Raw genomic sequence first — 20,688 nt, forward strand, 5'->3', positions numbered from 1 at the left:
TTGCAAGTTTAATTGCGCGTTGGCCAAAGCTAAGGAATCGACTTTTTTCAACCATTCATACTGCGCCTTGTATTTCGCAGGAGTAGGGAATTTTTGTTTCTTCAGTTCTTCCTTATTCTCTTTATATTTTTCATATACTTCTATTCGTTCAGCCAGCATTTTGTTATACACAAAACGTACACACCCGAATGTTTTTCGTATGAGATGTGCTTGTTCTTCTGTTGGGTACAGACGAAATTTATACGCCTTATTCTGCTTTAGCATATCCATTCACCTCATTTTCCGCTTCATTTTCCATAAGCTATGACGGTGATCACACAACCTGAACACTACAAGATTATTATCTACTTTCATTGTTATACCAAAATCCCCCTCTTATTGAAGTAAATCAAGAGCAAGACCATAATGGTTATAAAATGATTGTTAAAAAAATTGAAATTGCTGATAAAGAAACACTAGTATATTTCACGGCTAAAAATGATGCAACTGCAGCGTTTAATTTCTACGATTTTAACTCCAAATTAATCGTAAATGGTCAACAACTAGAATACCAAGACAACTATGAAGCAAAATATCCTAAAATCCCACAAGGCATGATGCCTGGCGTAACTAGTGATGCTGTTTTAACATTCCCTAAACTCCCAATTGAGCAAGGTGAATTGCAATTAATACTAGAAGGTTCGAGTGAAAATTATGATATAACTCTTGAACCATTTAACTATAAAATTAAGTTTTAAATAATAAAATCGACTCTTTTTTGAGTCGATTTTATTATTTACCATTGAAACACCAATTACTTTTCTACTATAGTTCCTTCCCTTCCCCAACAGCCCCTTTCAACCTCTGCAACATATACCCAATCCCTTTACATCCTGCTAACGGATACGTAATAATTTCTTCTGCATATAATTGTGTCACTACTTTCTTATGCTTCTTGCCTGCAAGTAAAACGATTTCATCAAACTGAAGCAAGTCTTTTTCAATCATCTGTTGTTTTAATTGTTCCACGCTAATAATCTCATCGCTCTTTGAATCAAAGGCAAGGTCATAGTTTTCTAGAACAATATCATTTGGTCTTAAAAATCCATGCTTCGCCGATAAGATAACCCAATTCTCGAAAAACATAGTTGCATATGCCTGACATGCTTTTCCGAATGGACTAATATATACATCTTTTGCCTCCATCGATCCGTAATCTGGATACTTATCCCAAATCTTCTTTTTCCCGCATGGAATTATGCATAACCTTTTCATTTAAATTTCTTACCTCTCTTCTAACTTTTTAAATATAAAAATATAGAATTCTCTACTTCTTCATACTCACCTTCTATATCTCCAATCCCCACTACGTTCCATCCATTATTTGTTTCTATCGGTTTTTCATTCATTATAATATGAACTTGTTTCATATTTTTAAAATCTTCTTCAAAAGATGCTAAAACAGGTTGATCTATCATATATGTTTTATTATGTATACTCACACTTAAAAAGGTTTTATGTAATGCTTTATTTCCGTTTAAATTTACATTCATTGGATTAAACATGTTTAATTTCATATTACCTACAATATACAGATGATACCCTTTTTCTTTATAGAATTGTTTAAAATCCTTGTCTCTTTCGTTTTGAACAAAATGAAGGATTTGCTTCGTTTCTTTACTTATTGCAATTTCATTATTAAAACTCAAATCCACATTTATATTTTGTTTTAAAAAGGCATATAACGATTTATCACTATTAAAAAAGCTCGCTTTCCAGTTAGGAAGGATTTCATCTAATAATAAACATAAAAGCATTCCTGAGCTATAGCAGCTCTTCCTAATGTTATAATTAGCTTCATATGCATCTAAAATAAATCCGCTATATTTTCGTAATGTTTCGCTTTCATCCTTTTCACATATTGCATTGTAAGCGTTCATTTCTACATACCAAGCAGGCCCCTCTATACTTTCAACCATACACTCATATGTTATAAACTCTTCTTTCATAAAACTAGTTCTTTGCTCTCTTAGTTCAATAAATTGCTTAATATAATTATATTTCTCAGCTTGTGACTTACAATGCACAGCATCATATAAACACATTCGTTCATTATTTCGCAATTGTATATTTTCTTCTAATATAGGATATAGAAATCCTAGAGATTCATTTGGAAATCTACTTTCTTTATTCAAATATTGATAGCAATGAAAAAGTTCATGCACCACAATCGCAAGTAAACTTTCATAATCTTTATGCCTATTCATATTCACGATGGCAGTTGGATAATCTTTTAATAAGATACATGTATCAGCCTTAAATTGGTCATCTCGCTTTAAAACGGCATACTCACCATCACCTTTCAAAAATAATGGATGATGAAATACATACACATGCTCATCATTATATAATGCAAATGCAGCCCTATTAAAACCAGGCCAAAGCGTATTCAATAATTCTATACTTACATCTTTCTTTATTCGATTTAATATATTGTTCATTATATGTAACACCCCTATATCATTCTACATACACCTATTCTATTCCACTTAATAACAACCCTTTTATTTACATAAATGTTAGAAAAACATATATCTTTTCTCAAACCATAATGTATTATACAAATATACATGTGATGATTTTATGAAAAGGAGGTGAACAAATGAAAAATATAATCCCTGCGCTAGTACTCTATATTATCGTTTGCGTAATCGCTATGATTGCTCCAGCATCTGAAGGCTATAATCATGTTGGCTGGAAATTGTTTGTTGGGCAAGCATATGCTATACCTATTTTCCTCATTACTGCAATTATTACATTTTATATAAACAAGAAAAAATCTACGAACAAACAGTTATAAGGATAGCAAATGCTATCCTTATTTTAATTCATTTATTAGATCAAAAATTACACTTGCAGTACTTTCTATCCTTTCTTCCGAAAAGTCAAACGTAACACCTGTTTTTTCATATATTTCTTGTATAGGTAAATTCCAATCTGCATTCGCTCCCTCTTTCAAGAAAGCAATCGCTTTTTTTGGATCCTCTCGATAAATTTGAAACAATTGCATTGCTCCTATTTGCGCAATTGCGTATTCAATTTTATAGAAAGGAAACTGAACATAATGAAATGACTCTAACCAGCTTGCACCGATTTCATCTTCTAATCCTACAATATTGACTGGTGAATATTGATACCTTTTACATACTTCAGCGTATTTCTTATCACGTTCTTCTGATGTATGGTTTGGATTTGTATAGATCCAGTGCTGGAATACATCTCCTGCGATTGACGACATTAATAAAGACAAAGCACGATATAATTGTACGCGCTGCACTTCTTTATATTCATCCTCTTGCTTATAAAAGATATTGAGCTTATCCATTACTAGCAACTCAAGACCTAGGGAATAAAGCTCAGCTACCTCTTCACGAAGATATCTTTCTTGCATGCTACTATCATTGTTAAATTGTTTATAAAAATGAAATGCATGCCCCATTTCATGTATTAGCGCGTTAATTGTATAAAATGATGGACTAAAATTAGAATACACAAAAACCTCTTTACTATGAGGAAAGGTAAAACAAGCAGCTCCCGGTGCTTTATTTTCACGCTCTTCTACGTCAATTAATCCCGTTTTTCGTATATGAATAAATTTCTCATAAAAATATAAATCTGTCTTCCGAAATATTTCTTCCACCCCATTCAATAAATCAATAGCATTTTGGAATGGAGCTTTTGGTAATTTACATGGAGTAAGGTCCCAAGGGCGATATTTTTTTACACCGAGATTGTTTTTAGAAAGAATCCCCAACTGTTCCCATATTGGTACAACATACTTTTCTATAGATTCATGAAGCTTATAACACTCTTTAATACTATAATCTCTATTTTTTTGTTTAAAAGCATACTCACTATAATTATTAAATCCTGCATGTAAAGCGATCTCATTCCGCAATTGTATGAGTTCATTCATAATACAATCTATTTCTATTTTCACTATACTTCTTGCTTCACATAAAGCGTACCAAGCTTTTTCACGAATAGCTCTATTGGGGTTATCTAGTTTTGCTTTTACGTATGCATACGTCTTTTGCTCTCCTTCCCAATTAATAGATATGTTAGACATTATTTCTCTATATTTCGTAATAAGCTTTTGCTCTTTAATGGAAAGAGCAATGTTCTTGTCATTAAACATTTTACTTTTTACCAATCTTGCTTTTTTCATAAAACCGTATTTCTGCTCATTTAATAAGTCGGAAAACGGAGACTTTCTAAATTTCTGGTCAAATTTCGCATTGTATCTTTTTAAAAGTGGTTGAATTGTATTTTGATTATACATATGTAAATTACGTTTATTTCTGTCATTTGTATCTCTATACGTGGCAATTAAACTACTTATTATCTCCTCTTCTATTTCAGCGGTTACACTCAGTTCATCCAAAAGCCAACTCTCTAATTCTGAAACAGAAGTAATATTTCGCTCTAAAAGTGACTGTAATTTACTCTCCAAATCATTAAGCATACACAATCCTCCTGTTTTAAAATTTTAATTTTCTGTTTTTTAGAGATAGAAAAGGACAAGTAGCCAATCCGACTACTTGTCCTTGCTGTGTATCTGTACTCAATAAAATTAAGCTTGGAATGCTTCTGTTAATACTGGTACGATTTGTTTTTTACGAGATACAACACCTTTTAAAGTAGCAGTGTTGTTTTCTAGAGATACGTTGTATGCTTTCTCAACAACGTTTGCTGCTTTACCGATCGCAAGACCGACAGAATCGTTAGTTAAGATATCAGTTACAACGAATAAGAATAGGTCTAAACCTTTTTCTTCTACTACTGCAGAGATAACTTTTTCAAGTTCCGCTTGGTGTACAAGAACGTCGTTTGTATCAACAGCGTTTACTTGTGCGATTTCAACTTTCGCATTACCCATTTGGAATTCTTTAGCGTCAAGAGAGATTAATTGCTCCATTGTTTTTCCGCTTAAGTCAGCACCAGCTTTTAACATTTCTAAGCCGTAGTTATCAGCATCTACACCAGCAATTTCCGCTAATTCACGAGCTGCTGCTACGTCTTGCTCTGTGCAAGTTGGAGATTTGAATAGTAAAGAATCTGAAATGATTGCAGATAACATTAAACCTGCAACTTCTTTACGAATTGTAACGCCATTTTCTTTGTACATTTTGTTTAAGATTGTAGCTGTACAACCAACTGGCTCACAACGATAGTAAATAGGATCGCTTGTTTCAAAGTTAGCAATACGGTGATGGTCAATAACTTCTAACACACGAACAGACTCGATATCGTTAGCACTTTGTTGACGCTCGTTATGATCAACTAAAATCACGTTGTCCACTTCGCTTGCAACTGTCTCAACAAAACGCGGTCCTTCTACTTTAAAATGGTCTAACGCAAATTGAGTTTCACCGCTGATTTCGCCTAAACGTACAGGCTCAGCATTCATTCCTAATTCTTTTTTCAATTCTGCATAAGCAATTGCAGAACAAATTGCATCTGTATCTGGGTTTTTATGCCCGAAAACTAGTACTTTTTCCATGTTTTCCACCTCTTCATGAAAAGGATATCTTAAAGAAGCAAATATGACAATATTTAAAGCATAATTTTTTATAAATAATTGCACTTTCTTCTATATTTTTCATCGTTTTTCGTAAAAAAAGATCATCTAAAATGAATTAGATGATCAAAATGTATATTTTATTTAAAATAAGCTAGGAGCTTGCACTACATGATTTAGCGGAAAATTTGATGCTAAACCGTTATTTACAAGGTTAACATCTATAACTTGATAAAATGCATTCCCAGTATCCGCAATTTCCCAAACAGCTAAAATAAGGTGATATCCATTTCGATCAGTAGGTACATTCGCTTCATGAGTTACTGAAGTTCCTGGTCTTGTTCCCCCATCATTTTTCACATAGAATGGCACTAAATCTAAATCAGACCTTGTTAACGGCTTATTTGGATTCCAATCTTTTTTCGTAATATAGTATTTCCATTCTTTCGTACTATGAGGTGCGGTTAGTTTCCACTTGAATGTATTCGTCCCACCGTTTAACGTAACTTTCTTCCACCTATCAACTGATTGAACGTCTAAAGCAGGAAAATGGCCTGCTCCTGCGATTTGTCCATCAGAAGGTCCTAATTGCGGGAATCCACCTATTCCTTCTACACTTTGCGGCTCGTATTGAATCGGTCCGCAATTTACATTTACCCCTTGCTTACATAAATAAGAACGGCTTGCTGGTGATTCAACATATCCATGAGCTGAAGCTTTTTCTGAAAAACCGAAAGTTAACAATCCCGTAAGTAATATACCACCACTTAATATAACTTTCTTCACCTTCTGTAAACCTTTCGTTCTCATCCCGTCATCCCCTTTCCCATAATAAAGCGAAAATAACTATAGTCGGCTAGTCATCTTCTCTACATCCATTATAAGTCAAGGAGTATAACGAAAAGAACCCTCTAAAAACTTTCTCAAATTCATTTAGTACATTATATAAATTTTATTGATACATTCAAATAACACCGCTAGAGAAATATAGACGGTGTTAAATATACTCAATTAAACTATTCGTTTATAAATAAATTACGAAATTGGCAAAGTTAGTCTAGTTATCAAATAGCCCTCTCCCTCTCAGATTTGCGGAAACTGGCTCCTTTCCGATTTCACGTGCCCATATAGATAACTGGCCGATATGATGGATTTCGTGGACAATGACATGACGTATTAACTCTCCGTGTGTACATTCAATGACTCGACGCCTAATTGGTGCGTCTCTTGAGCTAATCGGCTCTTCATTGAAGTCAGCTTTTGAAAGTTTCCGAGAATCCATTTCATTTGTCCAAGAGGTCACAAATGGCTTCACTTTCCCGTGGTATTGAGCTGAAAGATTTTTCACTTTTTGTAAGCTGGCATACTCTTCAAACAATGGCTCCTCAGGCACTGATTCACCACGCAAACCTAAGATCCACATATATTCCACATCTACAATATGAAATAGGGTATGTAGTATACTGCCGAATCCACCGACCCGTTTCTTTACCAGTTCTTCGGCCGATATGTCTTCGCACCATGTAAACCAATCATCACGAACTTGCCAGTTATATTGAAACAGTTTCAACATCACAGCAACCTCCATCTTTTAGATTAACATTTAATATTCACCAAAAGACTTCAAAATTCCTATTTAAGTAATACCTCTTATACAACTGTTAAAACCTTATACAAATTGGCCCTCAAATTGAACATTCAATATGAAGTTAATGAATGAAAAGAAAACCCCTATTATACAGGGGGTTATCAATCTTTTTACAAATCAATACTCAGACCTAATAACAGATTTTTCGTTTAAAAATATCCCTCTTTTCAAATAAAAATACTAAATCATTTTATAATAAATAACCGTTGCATCTAAATTACCATTTGGAGATATTGCGTATTCTGGTATTTTTCCAACTTCTTTATAGTCTAATGATTTATACAATCTATTAGAAGGGTCTCCTTCTCTCGTATCTAGCACTATAAGAGACCTATTTTCTTGCTTTGCTCTTTCCTCTGCTTTTTGCATAAGCGAACGTCCAATACCGTTACGTCTAAAGTTCGGGTGAGTCATTAACTTGCAAATTTCAGCTCTATGAATCCCATTAGGCTTTGTAACTAAATGTAATTGAATACTCCCTGCCACTTCATTATTTATTTTAGCAACATACAAGATCACTTCTGGTGCTAAAACAGTTTCCCAATACTTTTTTGATTCTATTTGTTCCAGTGGAGGTAAAAAACCAATTGACGCCCCATCATCTACAACCGTTTTCAAAAGTTTAGAAAGCTCTTCCATATCATCTTTTATTTGCTTAATTTCTTCAATTACTACATTTTGCATTACTAATCCCCCTTTTGTTTCATTGTACCAAGTTTTAAGGAAGGAATAACTAAATACAAAAAGGAAATATATATTTAGATAGAACATACGCAAAAGCATTACTTGACTGGAAATCGAAAACATACATTGTAAAATGTATTAAAGGTGGAGGGATTAACCATTAGTAAAACAGGTTTTGACTTAATAAAACATGAGGACAACTTTAATCTTGGCTATGAAGATATCGAAGAGATATCTATGAGCTGTAAATTCTCTAACTGCACTCATACAAATGAACCACATTGCGCAATTAAAAAAGCTATTTCCGATGGATTTCTTACAGAAGAAATAATGAATTGTTATTATCGAGATAAGAACGAATTTGAATATGTATGTAAACAAAAGAACAAAACAAAAGCTATTGATTATATGAAACAATTGAAACTTTTTAGAAAATCTTAAAACTAAATAAATAGTTGTGATTTCTCATTCCGACTACATTTAAAATTCTTACTTTAATACATCACATACTAGATAATTTTTATACTCAAATTTAATCTCAAGTAAAAGAACGTTTTAAACATAAAGTTTAAAACGTTCTTTTACATTCAATGCTTCTGATTTTTCAGTTCACTTAAACACTCTTGTACTAATGTTACCGCTTGACTCATTGCAGCTCCGCCAGCAAATGCTGCTGATACACCACATGCTTCCAGAATCTCTTTATCTGAACACCCTTGATCAAGACAACCTTTTGTATGATAAACGGTACAATATTCATCTTGCGTTGCTAGACTAATTCCTAATGCAATAAGTTGTTTTTCTCTTTTCGTTAAAGAACCCTCTTGAAAACAAGCTTGCGTGAATGCATTATATGTTTCCGCAATTTCAGGAATTTGGTTTGTAAAACTACCGATTCCTTCTTTATAATGATGTAGAACGTCATTTACTGAACTATGTTGTTCGTGTTCCATTTTATTATTACCTCCATTCCAATTATGTGTACCTATTGTAGTATGTGATGAAAAGAAGGCAATATACAACGCTATAAAAGAATGAATATTCAGTTTATTTTAACTATAATTTCAGACTATCATCCTCTACTGTTTGTTCTTTATAATTTTCCCTTTCAATTTCTTTACTTCTTTCTTCCCAAAACGTTAAACCTTCAATTCCCACATTTTTAGGATCAAATACTGGATCTTTCCCTTCTTTTTTCTGTGCTTCATAATCTTTTAACACTTTTATTGCAATTTTACTTAATAGTAGAATCGCAATTAAGTTTAACCATGCCATACTACCGATTCCTAAATCTCCAAGATTCCATAAAAGCGACGCTGATTCTACGCTACCGATGTAAACCATAATTAAAAATACAATTTTTAAAACTGGTTTTAACCAGCTATGTTTAAGCTCACGATCTAAATAAGTAAGTGTCGTTTCAGCGATATAGTAGTATGCGAGTAAAGTTGTAAATGCGAAGAAAAATATTGCGATTGAAATAAATAATGGACCAAACCCTGTCATAACAGTTTCAACTGCTTGTTGTGTATAGATTGGACCTGCATCAACATTCCCTATATTCTTTACTATAGCGCTTTTCCCTTCAGGTATAACATTATACATACCTGTTATTAAAATCATAAGAGCTGTCGCTGTACATACAACAATTGTATCGATATATACAGAAAACGCTTGAACTAACCCTTGTTTTGCAGGATGGGATACTTCAGCAGCAGCGGAGCTATACGTCGCTTCTCCAACACCAGCAACATTTGAAAATACAGCACGCTTTACGCCCCATGCGATTGCTGCACCGACGATTCCGCCAAACATTTCATTTACACCAAAAGCACTAGAGAAAATTAAAGCGAACATACTTGGAATTTCTGTTACATTCGCAATTAATACGATACATGTAACAATTACATAACCTATTGCCATAAATGGAACAAGCATTTGCGAAACGCCCGCAATTCTCTTTACGCCACCAAAAATGATTGATGCTAATAATATAACTAATAATATTCCAGTTATATATTTGCTAATGCCATTAGAGTTTTCAAATCCAACTGCGATACTACTAGACTGAATACCTGGTAATAAAACGCCATATGAAAGTGTTACAACAACCGCTACAATGACTGCAAACCATTTCATTTTCAAGCCTTTTTCAATGAAATATGGTGTACCACCTCGGTATTCATTCCCAACTTTACTTTTATACACTTGAGATAATGTTGATTCAACAAATGCACTCGCTGCTCCTAAAAGAGCCATTACCCACATCCAAAACACAGCTCCTGGTCCGCCAAAAGCGATAGCTGTCGCGACCCCTGCGATATTACCTATTCCAACCCTACCTGATAAGGCTAAACAAAATGCTTGAAAGGATGAAATTCCCGTCTCCGAGCTCTTCCCTTCAAATAATAGTTTAATCATCTCTTTAAAATAACGAATTTGCAGAAAACGAGTGGCAATTGTAAAATACACACCTGCCCCTAATGCAAAAACAACTAACCCAATACTCCATACTTGCCCTACTAACCACTCTACTAATTGCTCCATCCAAATCCCCCTTAACATTCTTTTGAAAACTATTTTATATATAAGAAAACGGACAACTATTATTAAACCTTACAGTTGTCCGCATCTCTTATTATTCCATCCCTCTATTTATTAACAGTTAGATTCTCTATTACTTTATATTTACCCAAACACTTTTCACTTCTGTGTAATTATCAAGCGCGTATGAACCTAACTCACGACCGATACCAGATTGTTTAAACCCACCAAATGGTGCAGCTGCATTTTCTAAGTTATAATCATTAATCCATACTGTTCCTGCCTTTAATTTATTGGCAACTTGATGTCCTGTTTTAATATTTTGTGTCCATACGCCCGCAGCGAGTCCGTATGAAGAGCGATTTGCTCTTTCGATAACCTCTTCTGTTGAATCAAATGGAAGTACAACGACAACTGGTCCAAAAATTTCTTCTTTCACAATTGTCATATCATCAGTAACATTTGTGAAAACTGTTGGCTGTACAAAATATCCTTTTTCAAATGCCCGTTCACCACCAGCAGCAACAGTAGCACCTTCTGCTTTTCCTTGTTCAATGTAATGTAGCACACGCTCTTGTTGCTTTTTAGATACAAGTGGACCCATTTCCGTTTCCTTCTCCATACCTGCTCCAAGTTTCACGTTATTCGCCATTTTCACTAGTTCATTTACGACTGTTTCGTAATGTTTTCGGTGAACGAACACGCGAGATCCAGCACTACAATTTTGGCCGTGATTATACATAATGCCTTGGAATGCACCGTTAATCGCTTCTTCTAAATCAGCATCTTCTAAAATGATATTTGGTGATTTACCACCAAGTTCTAACGTTACATGTTTAATTGTTTCTGCAGATTGACGCATAATATATTTCCCTGTAACTGTTGAACCCGTGAAGGCTACTTTATCAATATCATGATGGTTTACGATTGCAGCTCCTGCTTCAGGGCCAAAACCTGGAACAAAGTTTACAACACCATTTGGAAAACCTGCTTCTTTAAAGAGCTTCGCTGTATATAATAACGATAAAGGCGTTTGCTCTGCTGGTTTTAATACGATTGTACAACCTGTTGCTAGTGCAGCTCCCATTTTCCAAGAAGACATAACGAGTGGAAAATTCCAAGGAATAATTTGACCTACAACGCCAACAGGTTCATGGCGTGTGTAATTTAAGTAATCTTTTGAAATCGGAATTGTTTGCCCGATAATTTTCGTAGCCCATCCCGCATAATAACGATAATTTTCTACAGTCGCTGCAATATCATCATCCAGTGCTACTTGATATGGTTTTCCATTATCTAAAGCTTCTAACTGTGCTAATTCTTCTCCATGCTCTTCAATTAAGTCTGCTAATTTATAAATAAGGTGCGCTCTTTCAGCGGTAGTCATTTCTACCCAAGGTCCTGATTCAAATGCAGATCTTGCAGCTTTTACCGCTACATCAATATCCTCTTCTCGCGCTTCGCATACAACAGCTAAAACATCTTCTGTTGCTGGATTGTATGTCTCAAATGTCTTCCCGCTAATGGAAGGTACAAATTCACCATTAATAAACATTTTAATTTCTTCATTTAAAAACGCTTTCACTTTTGGTCTCAGCTCAATGTTTGTCGTTAACATATATGCTCTCCTCCTTATTTAAACAGCTGCATGAGCTGCAATTTTTGAAATAATCGTTTGAAGTTTTTGATCTTCTTCTTCAGTTAATCCGAGTCTCGGATAACGAGAAGGTCCCCCTGCCTGCCCGTGTAATTCCATTGAGCGTTTAACGATTTGTACATATTTTCCTGATCCTTCAAGAAACTCGCAAAGAGGTAAAATAGCATCGTTTATTTCCCAAGCTTTTTCTAATTTACCATTTTGGAAATGCTCATACATTTTCGTAACAAGTCCCGGCAAGATATTTCCTGCTACTGAAACCCATCCCGTTGCACCTACTAAATAAGATTCCATAACTAAATCTTCAGATCCACAGAAGACTTGAAAAGCACCTTCGCCTTGTCGTACTAAATCTCTTGCTTTACGAATATCTCCGCTAGATTCTTTAATATGTGTAACATTTTCACATTCTTTTCCAATACGTAGCATGAGCTCTGTACTCATATCAACACCAGATGTAAACGGATTATTGTATAACATAATTGGTATATTTACAGCGTTTGAGATTTCTTTAAAATGAAAATAAATTTCCTCTTCTTTCGGCTTACAATAGTATGAGTTAATAATTAATGCGCAGTCCGCTCCGTGTGCTTCTGCATGTTTCGTATATTCAATCGTCTCTTTCGTCGTTTCTGCTGCAGTTCCAACAATGACTGGAATACGGCCATCAACTTCTTTTAATACTGTTTCTACCATTTTTAATCGTTCTTCTTTTGATAAACTAACAAACTCACCTGTACTTCCATTAATAATAATGCCAGCTACCTTTTGATCGATAAAATAGTTTACGTTTTGTTTTACACCGTTCCAATTAATTTCTTGAAACTCATCCATCGGTGTGATCAATACTGGAAATGCCCCTTTAATTTTTTTCATATTTATCTCTCCCTTTACTATTTTATTTTAATAAAAATCCTGTCGGAAACGGATCTGTAGGGTCTAATAGAAACGTCTGCATTCCTGTAATAAACCCTCTACTTTCAAAGCGAAAAATGTATCCTTGTTCTTCTTTCTTCACTTGTTCCACTGTTATAAAGCTATTAAATATACTTTCATTTTTAAAAGGTTTATCCGCTATATAATCATTTTTAAATAATGTATGAACAAAAGACACAATAGTAGAGACAAACCCTGGCGAACGTACGATGAAGTTATCTTCATGAAATGTAATCGACTTTATATGGTTCTTTTCTTTCTGCGAAGAATCTACTAAAATAAGCCTTTTTATAAGTGATTGTTTTTGTATAGTTTGAAGTGTAGCTTCTCCCCATTTTTTCAATTCAGAAATGTTTTCAATACGAATTTCTGGCGAATACGTATCCTTTTCTACAACTGCATATACTTTATCTGCCTGAATGAGAGAGTAACTTATATTATCAGTTTGTAAATTTTGCTCAATCACATAACATAGTTTACTTTCAAAAGAAACAGATACAACTTCATCATTCTCTACATACGCATGGACTACAAATATGCCAGATAACGTTTCTATTTTGTATTGATTCGTCTCTCTCTTTTTTAAATACCCGCTTTCTAGTAACATCGTTATTACTGCGACAATGCCTCCATAATGAAGGGGAATGGATCCTTCATGATTAAAAAATAATACAGCTGCATCGACTTCCGTATGAATAGAAGGAACGACAATACATCCATTTAAACCGATAAAACCACGTGGTTCATTTAATAAGAGCTTCATTTCTTCTGCTAATTCACCTGAAAATTGCTCGTTTAATTGTTCCAAACTGGAGTAGTATTTGCATGGTACATCTTTCATTACACGAAATGCTTCACCATTTACATGTACGTCTACTGCCGTATACATTTTTTGAATGTTCATTTTACATCCTCCGTTTCATGTTCCATCGGCGGAATTAGCAAAAAGCCTTCTTTAAGTGGGTCCTTTTCATTGTAAAAAAATCTGTGCATCCCCATAAGCCAAGCTGAACCGGTAATTTTCGTTACGACAGCTTCAATATTTTTTACAAATGTCGTATTTATGACACAGCCTTTAAATAGAGAGCCCACGATACTCTCATGAATAAACTCTTCATTCATCTCAATTTTTTGATTTGCGAATAATACAGCTAACTTTGCTGATGTTCCTGTACCACATGGAGAACGATCAATTCCTCCTGGCGGAACGACAACTGTATTTTTTACATGATCGCTTTCATGAGTAGGATCTGTATAAAATTCAACATGAGTTAATCCTCTAATAAACGAATGCTGCGGATGTATGATTTCAAATTTCTCATTTATGATATTTCTAATATGAATTGCCTTATCGATAATTGTAGATGCATTTTCCGGTACTAACTCTAAACCTACTGACTTCGCATCAATAATGGCATAGAAATTTCCTCCATACGCAATATCTGCTTTAACAGTTCCAATTCCTTCGACTTGTATGGTAATATGTTTCAGTAAAAAAGCTGGTATGTTACAGAAAGAAACTTCTTTCGCTTTTCCATCTTGAACAAAGACATCCACTTCAACTAAGCCGGCTGGCGTGTCTAACTTTAACGAAGTAATTGGTTCAACTACCGGTATTAAACCTGATTCAATTAAAGCTGTACAAACACCAATTGTATCGTGACCACACATCGGTAAATATCCACCTGTTTCTATGTAAATAACACCAATATCTGCTTCAGGATGACATGGATCTGTTAATAATGCTCCTGACATTACATCGTGACCACGCGGTTCATTCATTAACAATTTGCGAATCCAGTCATACTCCTTTTTCATATGTAACATCTTCTCTGCCATCGTCTCTCCAATTAACTTTGGCAGTCCGCTAATCAATGTTCTCGTTGGATTCCCGCCCGTATGTGTATCAATTGTCGTAAAGACTCTTTGTGACCTCATCCGTTTAACACCCTTTCTGTAAAACGACTCAAACGAAGTGGTTCAATTGGAATGATTGTTTCTTTTTCATTTAATAACTCTTCAATCACTTTCCCAGTAACTGCAGCAAGACTAATGCCGTCCCCTTCATGCCCTGCTGCTATAAAGTAGTTCGGGATATGTTCCACACGTGAAATGATTGGCAAATGGTCTTCTGTCCACGGACGTAATCCAGCGTATGAACGAACCACCATCATATCCGCCATTTTCGGATAAAAACGAATTGCTCTGTTCGCAATACATTTAATAACCTCGTTATTTATCCTCGTATGAAATCCTACAAACTCTCTACTACTACCAATTAAAAAATTTTGGCTTTCTGTCGGCTCAAATACAAGAGCTACCCCATATTTTTCAGTTAAAGCATCCACTTTTCGTTTCCCACCAAATTTAGAAATTAAATAACCAAATTCCATTACTTTACGGCAACCAACGTGTTGTTGCCTTGATGCTACAATAATATGTCCTTTTCTCGGTTCAATTGGAATATTTACATCCAACATTTCTCCGATTTTCGGAGCCCACACACCAGCTGCGTTCACTACTTGCTTCGCAGTAAATGTCCCATTTGTCGTTTCTACAATAAAGGAACCGTCTATATCTCTTCTCATTTCTTTTACTTCCGTATGATTAAAAACTTTCGTACCAAACTTCTTCGATTCTGCAAGAAGTGAAAAAGCAAGAAGATATGGATTTACAGTCGAATCTGTTGCGCATTCCAATCCGCCTAATAAATCATCTGCGAAAAATGGCGATTCTTCTCTTATATCTTGTCTATCAAGCATTCGAAATGGTAAACCAGCTTCCTTTTGACTGTTCACCCATTGCTGTGCTGCTTCCATTTCTTCGTCCGACTCACATACGAGAATACTTCCTGGCGCCCTATATTCAAATGAGTGCTCTAACTCTTCACTTAAATCAGTTACTAATTTTTGACTTACTAATGACATTTGACTATCAAACCCTGGGTCTTTATCAATAGCCAAAATATTTCCGTCACACCGTGAAGAAGTCCCACTGACAAATTCTCCTTTTTCAATGATTGTTACGTCTCTTCCGTATTTTGAAGTGTAATAAGCGATTGAACATCCTATAATTCCACCACCTATTATTAAAACGTCACAGTGCCTCACGTAGCATTCCTCCCTTCTTTTTAATCCCTCACTTTCTTTTATGCAATTGATGTGCCAACTCTACATATATATACTTTTTACAAATAATATTTTTATTTGTAAAAATATTTTGAATTTATCACAAATAGGTGTATTATTTTTTTATCACTGTCAAAATTTTTATACATAATAGGAGGACAATATGGCATTCTCATTTCCCACAATACAAGAATTTCTAAAAACTTTATTAATTAATCACACAAACAATTTGCGACATATTGAGCAAGTTAACGAAAAGTTTTATTACAGCCCTTCTACTACAGAAAAATACAACTGTGCAGTTATAGATGAAGATGATTCATTCAACACTTTAATTGACGCGTTTTCTCATGAAATGACCGTTATCGTAATAAACGAAAATAAAGAGCCTATATGCTGTATAACGGCTCAGCAAATCATTCCGTTTCTTGTTAAGTCTTACAATGAACTACAATCTTTCTATAATACCGTAATACAAACAACTGATTCTTCCGTTACAGTCATCGATGATAAAGAATGCGTTCGAACTTGGACAGATGGCGCCGAAAAGATTTTTTCAGTCAATCATAATGAAATTATTGGACAACCTATCACTCGCTTTTTTGACTATAAAGATTTGGAGATCCTACAATCATTACATGACGGAAAAAGCATAATCGCTCAGTTCCATCAGCCTCGTCCCGATTTGTTCGTATTAATTAATTCAAATCCAGTATATTGTAACGATGAAATTATCGGAGCTGTCGTTTCAGAAACTGATGTTACAAATCAAGTCGCTTTAAATGAAAAGCTATTTAATATGTCACATGAAATGCACCGATTAGAACAAGAGGTCGCAAAATATAAAGATGAATCAGACCCGTTCCTTGCGATGAATGGAAAGAGCCCTGTTATACAAAGAACGATTCAATTAGCTAGAAAGGTTTGTTCGGTGAAATCAACTGTTTTAATTCTCGGCGAAAGTGGTGTTGGAAAAGAAGTGTTTGCGAAAGCGATTCATGAAGCAAGCGAGGCGGCTAAAGCACCTTTCATTTCAATTAACTGCGGCGCCATTCCAGAAGCGTTATTTGAAAGTGAATTATTCGGGTATGAACGCGGGGCGTTTTCTGGTGCAAATAGTAAAGGTAAGAAAGGTAAAATAGAGCTTGCGCAAGGCGGCACACTATTCCTTGATGAAATAGGAGAAATGCCACTCGACATGCAAGTAAAGCTTTTGCGTGTACTACAAGAACGAAAATATTACCGTGTTGGTGGAGAAAAAGAAATTCATATTAATTTCCGCATTATCGCCGCTACAAATCGTGATTTACAAGAGGAAATGAGAAAAGGCACGTTCAGAGAAGATTTATACTATCGCCTAAATGTAGTTAGCTTGCATATTCCACCGCTACGAGAAAGACGCGAGGATATTATTGAATTAACCTATTCTTTCTTAAACGATTTTTCAATCAATTACAACAGACCAATTCGTGACTTACCTTCCAGCATTATGCATGAGCTACTTCATTACAATTGGCCAGGTAATATTCGCGAGCTTCGTAACGTTGTTGAAAGACTTGTCGTATTTGCGACTGACGGTATTATAAAACAAGAATATTTACCATTCCATACAACTGAAACGGTAGAAAATACTACGGCTCATTCTCTATTACTCAGCAACAATAATACAATCCTCTCTTTGCAAGAAGAAATGGATGAACATGAGAAGAAAGTCATTGAGAGGGCTTTACGCATTTTAAATGGGAATAAATTAGAGTGCGCGAAACAACTTGGTGTTACGAGGGCTACCTTATATAACCGATTAAAAAAACTTGGGTTACAATAAATCTTCCTCCTCTATATTGGCATAGTTTTTGCATTATATAATTTGTGCAAACCGAACTAGAGGAGGAATACATATGACGAATAAAGATCACTTAATTGTTTGTCGATGTGAAGAAGTTACATACGGTCAACTTCAATCGACAATTGCTGAATATAAATGCTCGGCAAGAGAATTAAAACTAAGAACACGTGCTGGCATGGGATTTTGCGGTGGCCGCACATGCAGAATGATGATAGATCGAATGATTGAAAGTGCAAATCCTGACGTAACTACTAATGAAATCCCATTAAAATATCAACCACCTGTGCGCGCAGTTACCTTTGGAGCGGTAGGTGAAAATCAATGAATAGAATTACCCATCACCCTATTTTAGGGAGTTTAAATAATAGTAAACGCATCACTTTCCAATTTAACGGGCAACAATATGAAGCCTATGAATATGAAACGATTGCGGCCGCTTTACTCGCAAACGGAATAAGAACTTTAAGAGTGCATGAGGATAGTGGGACGCCGCGAGGTATTTACTGTAATATTGGACATTGCTCTGAGTGCCGCGTCACAGTAAATAATCAAACGAACGTACGAGCATGCTTAACTGTTGTAGAAAAAGATATGATTGTTGACAGCGGAAAACAGCATCCAAATATCGTGAGAGAGATGGTGAAAAAGCGATGAACGATGTCATTATTATTGGAGCTGGACCCGCAGGTTTATCAGCCTCCATCTCTTGCGCTCGATTTGGACTGAATGTACTTGTTATTGATGAATTTATGAAGCCTGGCGGAAGATTGCTCGGTCAATTACATCAAGAACCTACTGGAGAATGGTGGAACGGGATAGAAGAATCAAAACGCCTTTACGAAGAAGCACAATCTCTTTCAGTTCATATTCGATGTGGCATTTCCGTCTATAATTTAGATAAAGATGGAAGTTCTTGGCTCGTACATACGAATATCGGTACGTTAGAAGCACCTTTCGTTTTACTTGCTACTGGAGCTGCTGAGTACTCCATTCCCCTTCCTGGTTGGACAATTCCAGGAGTTATGTCAATCGGGGCCGCCCAAGTAATGACAAATGTACATCGCGTTCAAGTTGGGAAAAAAGGAATCATTATTGGTGCTAACATTTTGTCATTCGCCATTTTAAATGAATTACAATTAGCAGGAATTAAAGTGGAACATATCGTACTTCCTGAAAAAAGTGAATTAAGTCAAAAGGCTAGTGAACCAGAAGAAGTATTAAATTCTCTCTTACATGCTGCCCACCTTGCCCCATCACCTTTATTACGTATAGGTAGTCGATTGATGAAATATAATTGGGCGAAACAAGTTGGATTAAACTTCTATCCAAATAAAGGTATGAAAATAAACGGCACACCTCTTCACCTTCGAAAAGCAGCTCTTGAAATTATCGGAACAGATCAAGTTGAAGGTGTACGCGTTGTCAATATTGATACGAAAGGAAACATCATAACTGGATCGGAACAAATATATGAGGCAGACTTCGTTTGTATTGCCGGTGGCTTATACCCTCTTGCTGAGCTTGCTGCTGTAGCTGGCTGTCCTTTCCGTTACATTCCGGAATTAGGCGGACATGTTCCACTGCATTCCGAAACAATGGAAACCCCTCTTCCCGGTTTATTTGTCGCCGGCAATATAACTGGCATTGAAAGCGGGAAAATCGCAATGGCACAAGGGAATGTTGCTGGGTATTCTATCGTAAAACAAGCAAATAAAAAAGCTCATACTATTGAACAACACATACAACAAGCGATCCAACATGTACACGCCGTACGTCAACAAGCTGCCATTCAATTTAACCCGATGATTGATGTTGGTAGACGGAAAATGAATGAAATTTGGCGTGATTATTCCCTGGCATATGCACATACTAAAAAGAGCTGCTGAGATTACTCTCAACAGCTCTTTTTTCTACTCTTCCGAGTTATTAAATTTCGCTAATGCGTAAATGCCTTCTTCATCGTCTAATTCAAGTTGTAATCTTGCTGCAAATGAATTGACATTATATTCTCTGTCAAGTAATAAGCGCAATGCTTCAATTAAGTTCGCTTGAATTAAAATTTGTTTGCGACCATTTACCTCTACTTCAGCAGAGAAACCATAGTCATCGTCATACATGAGTTCAACTAAAACTTCTTCTGGACCGACTTGTCTTTTTTCAGCGATATATACGCAAAGTGCATTGATAAGTTCTTGTTCAGAAATTTTTATTGTTTCCATGCTACTTCATCTTCCTTTTTCTTACGTTGATCTTTGAAGTATTTAAATGCACGAACTGCTAACATTACGATACCAGCCATTACTAACATGTTTACCATAAACGCTAATACAGAACCAAGAGCTCCCATATTTGCAAATAAGCTACCCATTAGTAAACCACCAAGACCACCTAGTAATAAACCTTTCATAAAGCTTCCTTTATTACTTTTTGGTGCTGTGTTTGTTGCTTTTGTTTTTGAATCTGTTGTTGTTTTTTGTGAATTCACGTTACTATCTTTTTTGTTTAAATCAACTTTTGACTTTTGACCAGAACTTGGTGTGTATGATTTTTTACCAGATTTGTAACTCTTCGCTGCTGCGTGATCTACAAACATGAAGCTACTAGCTCCAAAGATAACCATGAATGCTGTCATGACTGCTACAAGTTTTTTCAACATATTATATCCATTCTCCTTTTATATAGATA

At 35.3% G+C, this 20,688-nt stretch carries 24 protein-coding genes; 7 read left to right on the plus strand and 17 right to left on the minus strand.

The features are described from left to right. Positions 1–264 (minus strand): helix-turn-helix domain-containing protein (locus GFJ36_RS14760; protein WP_157349670.1); only part of this gene is annotated, 264 nt, incomplete at its 3' end. Positions 265–416: 152 nt separating this feature from the next. Between GFJ36_RS14760 and GFJ36_RS14765 the strand changes: the two genes are divergently transcribed. Then, entirely contained in the window at positions 417–737 is a 321-nt protein-coding gene (locus GFJ36_RS14765) for a hypothetical protein (RefSeq protein ID WP_227557881.1), read from the plus strand. Positions 738–804: 67 nt separating this feature from the next. Here GFJ36_RS14765 and GFJ36_RS14770 read toward each other — a convergent pair whose 3' ends face one another. Both GFJ36_RS14770 and GFJ36_RS14775 read right to left on the minus strand, forming a co-directional pair. After that, entirely contained in the window at positions 805–1,254 is a 450-nt protein-coding gene (locus GFJ36_RS14770) for a DUF6884 domain-containing protein (RefSeq protein WP_087983848.1), read from the minus strand. Positions 1,255–1,274: 20 nt separating this feature from the next. Continuing rightward, a complete protein-coding gene (locus GFJ36_RS14775) occupies positions 1,275–2,480 on the minus strand; it encodes a peptide ABC transporter permease (protein WP_142346874.1) in 1,206 nt (401 codons plus the stop codon). Positions 2,481–2,641: 161 nt separating this feature from the next. Here GFJ36_RS14775 and GFJ36_RS14780 point away from each other — a divergent pair, with 161 nt between their 5' ends. Then, on the plus strand, positions 2,642–2,839 hold the full coding sequence (locus GFJ36_RS14780; protein ID WP_087983846.1) for a DUF4017 family protein: 198 nt from the start codon (positions 2,642–2,644) through the stop codon (positions 2,837–2,839). Between the two features lie 18 nt (positions 2,840–2,857). Here the strand turns inward: GFJ36_RS14780 and GFJ36_RS14785 are convergent, their stop codons facing one another. The 5 genes from GFJ36_RS14785 to GFJ36_RS14805 all read right to left on the minus strand — a co-directional run bounded on the left by GFJ36_RS14785 (position 2,858) and on the right by GFJ36_RS14805 (position 7,892). After that, entirely contained in the window at positions 2,858–4,504 is a 1,647-nt protein-coding gene (locus tag GFJ36_RS14785; protein ID WP_087983845.1) for a M3 family oligoendopeptidase, read from the minus strand. A gap of 108 nt (positions 4,505–4,612) precedes the next feature. Continuing rightward, positions 4,613–5,542 (minus strand): manganese-dependent inorganic pyrophosphatase, encoded by a 930-nt coding sequence (gene ppaC / locus GFJ36_RS14790; RefSeq protein WP_000416840.1) that lies wholly within the window; start codon positions 5,540–5,542, stop codon positions 4,613–4,615. Between the two features lie 162 nt (positions 5,543–5,704). After that, a complete protein-coding gene (locus GFJ36_RS14795) occupies positions 5,705–6,370 on the minus strand; it encodes a lytic polysaccharide monooxygenase (RefSeq protein WP_048547409.1) in 666 nt (221 codons plus the stop codon). 247 nt (positions 6,371–6,617) lie between these two features. After that, positions 6,618–7,133, minus strand: a complete 516-nt coding sequence (locus tag GFJ36_RS14800; RefSeq protein WP_088063704.1) for a DinB family protein — start codon at positions 7,131–7,133, stop codon at positions 6,618–6,620. Positions 7,134–7,388: 255 nt separating this feature from the next. Beyond that, the gene (locus tag GFJ36_RS14805; protein ID WP_097891964.1) at positions 7,389–7,892 is read right to left on the minus strand and encodes a GNAT family N-acetyltransferase; all 504 of its coding nucleotides are present in this window, start codon (positions 7,890–7,892) and stop codon (positions 7,389–7,391) included. Between the two features lie 144 nt (positions 7,893–8,036). Here GFJ36_RS14805 and GFJ36_RS29640 point away from each other — a divergent pair, with 144 nt between their 5' ends. Next, positions 8,037–8,333 carry a hypothetical protein gene (locus tag GFJ36_RS29640; protein ID WP_088063706.1) on the plus strand — a complete coding sequence of 99 codons (297 nt, stop codon included), beginning with the start codon at positions 8,037–8,039 and terminating at the stop codon, positions 8,331–8,333. Positions 8,334–8,479: 146 nt separating this feature from the next. Here the strand turns inward: GFJ36_RS29640 and GFJ36_RS14810 are convergent, their stop codons facing one another. From GFJ36_RS14810 to GFJ36_RS14840, 7 genes are all read right to left on the minus strand, one after another. Next, positions 8,480–8,845 (minus strand): carboxymuconolactone decarboxylase family protein, encoded by a 366-nt coding sequence (locus GFJ36_RS14810; RefSeq protein WP_000399731.1) that lies wholly within the window; start codon positions 8,843–8,845, stop codon positions 8,480–8,482. Between the two features lie 103 nt (positions 8,846–8,948). Continuing rightward, positions 8,949–10,439, minus strand: coding sequence for an alanine/glycine:cation symporter family protein (locus GFJ36_RS14815; protein WP_087983840.1), 1,491 nt, complete (start codon positions 10,437–10,439; stop codon positions 8,949–8,951). A gap of 130 nt (positions 10,440–10,569) precedes the next feature. Next, complete coding sequence (locus GFJ36_RS14820; RefSeq protein ID WP_048547420.1) at positions 10,570–12,054, minus strand: aldehyde dehydrogenase family protein; 1,485 nt, start codon at positions 12,052–12,054, stop codon at positions 10,570–10,572. 18 nt (positions 12,055–12,072) lie between these two features. Continuing rightward, a complete protein-coding gene (gene dapA / locus GFJ36_RS14825; RefSeq protein ID WP_097891961.1) occupies positions 12,073–12,969 on the minus strand; it encodes a 4-hydroxy-tetrahydrodipicolinate synthase in 897 nt (298 codons plus the stop codon). A 22-nt stretch (positions 12,970–12,991) separates the two neighbouring features. Beyond that, positions 12,992–13,933, minus strand: a complete 942-nt coding sequence (locus tag GFJ36_RS14830) for a proline racemase family protein (RefSeq protein WP_097891958.1) — start codon at positions 13,931–13,933, stop codon at positions 12,992–12,994. Further along, complete coding sequence (locus tag GFJ36_RS14835) at positions 13,930–14,967, minus strand: proline racemase family protein (protein ID WP_087983837.1); 1,038 nt, start codon at positions 14,965–14,967, stop codon at positions 13,930–13,932. The genes GFJ36_RS14830 and GFJ36_RS14835 overlap by 4 nt, the downstream gene beginning before the upstream one ends. After that, positions 14,964–16,139, minus strand: a complete 1,176-nt coding sequence (locus GFJ36_RS14840; protein WP_097891952.1) for an NAD(P)/FAD-dependent oxidoreductase — start codon at positions 16,137–16,139, stop codon at positions 14,964–14,966. The genes GFJ36_RS14835 and GFJ36_RS14840 overlap by 4 nt, the downstream gene beginning before the upstream one ends. Before the next feature lie 181 nt (positions 16,140–16,320). Between GFJ36_RS14840 and GFJ36_RS14845 the strand changes: the two genes are divergently transcribed. From GFJ36_RS14845 to GFJ36_RS14860, 4 genes are all read left to right on the plus strand, one after another. Further along, positions 16,321–17,982, plus strand: coding sequence for a sigma-54 interaction domain-containing protein (locus GFJ36_RS14845; protein ID WP_087983835.1), 1,662 nt, complete (start codon positions 16,321–16,323; stop codon positions 17,980–17,982). Positions 17,983–18,055: 73 nt separating this feature from the next. Continuing rightward, on the plus strand, positions 18,056–18,328 hold the full coding sequence (locus GFJ36_RS14850; protein WP_048525929.1) for a (2Fe-2S)-binding protein: 273 nt from the start codon (positions 18,056–18,058) through the stop codon (positions 18,326–18,328). Next, positions 18,325–18,657, plus strand: a complete 333-nt coding sequence (locus GFJ36_RS14855) for a (2Fe-2S)-binding protein (RefSeq protein ID WP_087983834.1) — start codon at positions 18,325–18,327, stop codon at positions 18,655–18,657. Before GFJ36_RS14850 ends, GFJ36_RS14855 begins: the two co-directional genes overlap by 4 nt. Next, entirely contained in the window at positions 18,654–19,889 is a 1,236-nt protein-coding gene (locus tag GFJ36_RS14860; protein ID WP_087983833.1) for an NAD(P)/FAD-dependent oxidoreductase, read from the plus strand. Before GFJ36_RS14855 ends, GFJ36_RS14860 begins: the two co-directional genes overlap by 4 nt. Positions 19,890–19,913: 24 nt before the next feature. Here the strand turns inward: GFJ36_RS14860 and GFJ36_RS14865 are convergent, their stop codons facing one another. Both GFJ36_RS14865 and GFJ36_RS14870 read right to left on the minus strand, forming a co-directional pair. Further along, complete coding sequence (locus GFJ36_RS14865) at positions 19,914–20,222, minus strand: YxcD family protein (protein WP_061679711.1); 309 nt, start codon at positions 20,220–20,222, stop codon at positions 19,914–19,916. Beyond that, on the minus strand, positions 20,210–20,659 hold the full coding sequence (locus tag GFJ36_RS14870; protein WP_000914486.1) for a hypothetical protein: 450 nt from the start codon (positions 20,657–20,659) through the stop codon (positions 20,210–20,212). Before GFJ36_RS14870 ends, GFJ36_RS14865 begins: the two co-directional genes overlap by 13 nt. Positions 20,660–20,688: the final 29 nt, after the last annotated feature.

The organism is Bacillus sp. EE-W1 (assembly GCF_009760835.1).
In the GTDB taxonomy this organism is placed as follows: Bacteria; Bacillota; Bacilli; order Bacillales; family Bacillaceae_G; genus Bacillus_A; species Bacillus_A wiedmannii.

What these genes read in the sequence shown, in the direction of transcription:
- GFJ36_RS14765 (WP_227557881.1), top strand. Translation starts at nt 417, where the DNA reads ATGATTGTTAAAAAAATTGAAATTGCTGATAAAGAAACACTAGTATAT.
- GFJ36_RS14770 (WP_087983848.1), bottom strand. Translation starts at nt 1,254, where the DNA reads ATGAAAAGGTTATGCATAATTCCATGCGGGAAAAAGAAGATTTGGGAT.
- GFJ36_RS14775 (WP_142346874.1), bottom strand. Translation starts at nt 2,480, where the DNA reads ATGAACAATATATTAAATCGAATAAAGAAAGATGTAAGTATAGAATTA.
- GFJ36_RS14780 (WP_087983846.1), top strand. Translation starts at nt 2,642, where the DNA reads ATGAAAAATATAATCCCTGCGCTAGTACTCTATATTATCGTTTGCGTA.
- GFJ36_RS14785 (WP_087983845.1), bottom strand. Translation starts at nt 4,504, where the DNA reads ATGCTTAATGATTTGGAGAGTAAATTACAGTCACTTTTAGAGCGAAAT.
- ppaC (WP_000416840.1), bottom strand. Translation starts at nt 5,542, where the DNA reads ATGGAAAAAGTACTAGTTTTCGGGCATAAAAACCCAGATACAGATGCA.
- GFJ36_RS14795 (WP_048547409.1), bottom strand. Translation starts at nt 6,370, where the DNA reads ATGAGAACGAAAGGTTTACAGAAGGTGAAGAAAGTTATATTAAGTGGT.
- GFJ36_RS14800 (WP_088063704.1), bottom strand. Translation starts at nt 7,133, where the DNA reads ATGTTGAAACTGTTTCAATATAACTGGCAAGTTCGTGATGATTGGTTT.
- GFJ36_RS14805 (WP_097891964.1), bottom strand. Translation starts at nt 7,892, where the DNA reads ATGCAAAATGTAGTAATTGAAGAAATTAAGCAAATAAAAGATGATATG.
- GFJ36_RS14810 (WP_000399731.1), bottom strand. Translation starts at nt 8,845, where the DNA reads ATGGAACACGAACAACATAGTTCAGTAAATGACGTTCTACATCATTAT.
- GFJ36_RS14815 (WP_087983840.1), bottom strand. Translation starts at nt 10,439, where the DNA reads ATGGAGCAATTAGTAGAGTGGTTAGTAGGGCAAGTATGGAGTATTGGG.
- GFJ36_RS14820 (WP_048547420.1), bottom strand. Translation starts at nt 12,054, where the DNA reads ATGTTAACGACAAACATTGAGCTGAGACCAAAAGTGAAAGCGTTTTTA.
- dapA (WP_097891961.1), bottom strand. Translation starts at nt 12,969, where the DNA reads ATGAAAAAAATTAAAGGGGCATTTCCAGTATTGATCACACCGATGGAT.
- GFJ36_RS14830 (WP_097891958.1), bottom strand. Translation starts at nt 13,933, where the DNA reads ATGAACATTCAAAAAATGTATACGGCAGTAGACGTACATGTAAATGGT.
- GFJ36_RS14835 (WP_087983837.1), bottom strand. Translation starts at nt 14,967, where the DNA reads ATGAGGTCACAAAGAGTCTTTACGACAATTGATACACATACGGGCGGG.
- GFJ36_RS14845 (WP_087983835.1), top strand. Translation starts at nt 16,321, where the DNA reads ATGGCATTCTCATTTCCCACAATACAAGAATTTCTAAAAACTTTATTA.
- GFJ36_RS14850 (WP_048525929.1), top strand. Translation starts at nt 18,056, where the DNA reads ATGACGAATAAAGATCACTTAATTGTTTGTCGATGTGAAGAAGTTACA.
- GFJ36_RS14855 (WP_087983834.1), top strand. Translation starts at nt 18,325, where the DNA reads ATGAATAGAATTACCCATCACCCTATTTTAGGGAGTTTAAATAATAGT.
- GFJ36_RS14860 (WP_087983833.1), top strand. Translation starts at nt 18,654, where the DNA reads ATGAACGATGTCATTATTATTGGAGCTGGACCCGCAGGTTTATCAGCC.
- GFJ36_RS14865 (WP_061679711.1), bottom strand. Translation starts at nt 20,222, where the DNA reads ATGGAAACAATAAAAATTTCTGAACAAGAACTTATCAATGCACTTTGC.
- GFJ36_RS14870 (WP_000914486.1), bottom strand. Translation starts at nt 20,659, where the DNA reads ATGTTGAAAAAACTTGTAGCAGTCATGACAGCATTCATGGTTATCTTT.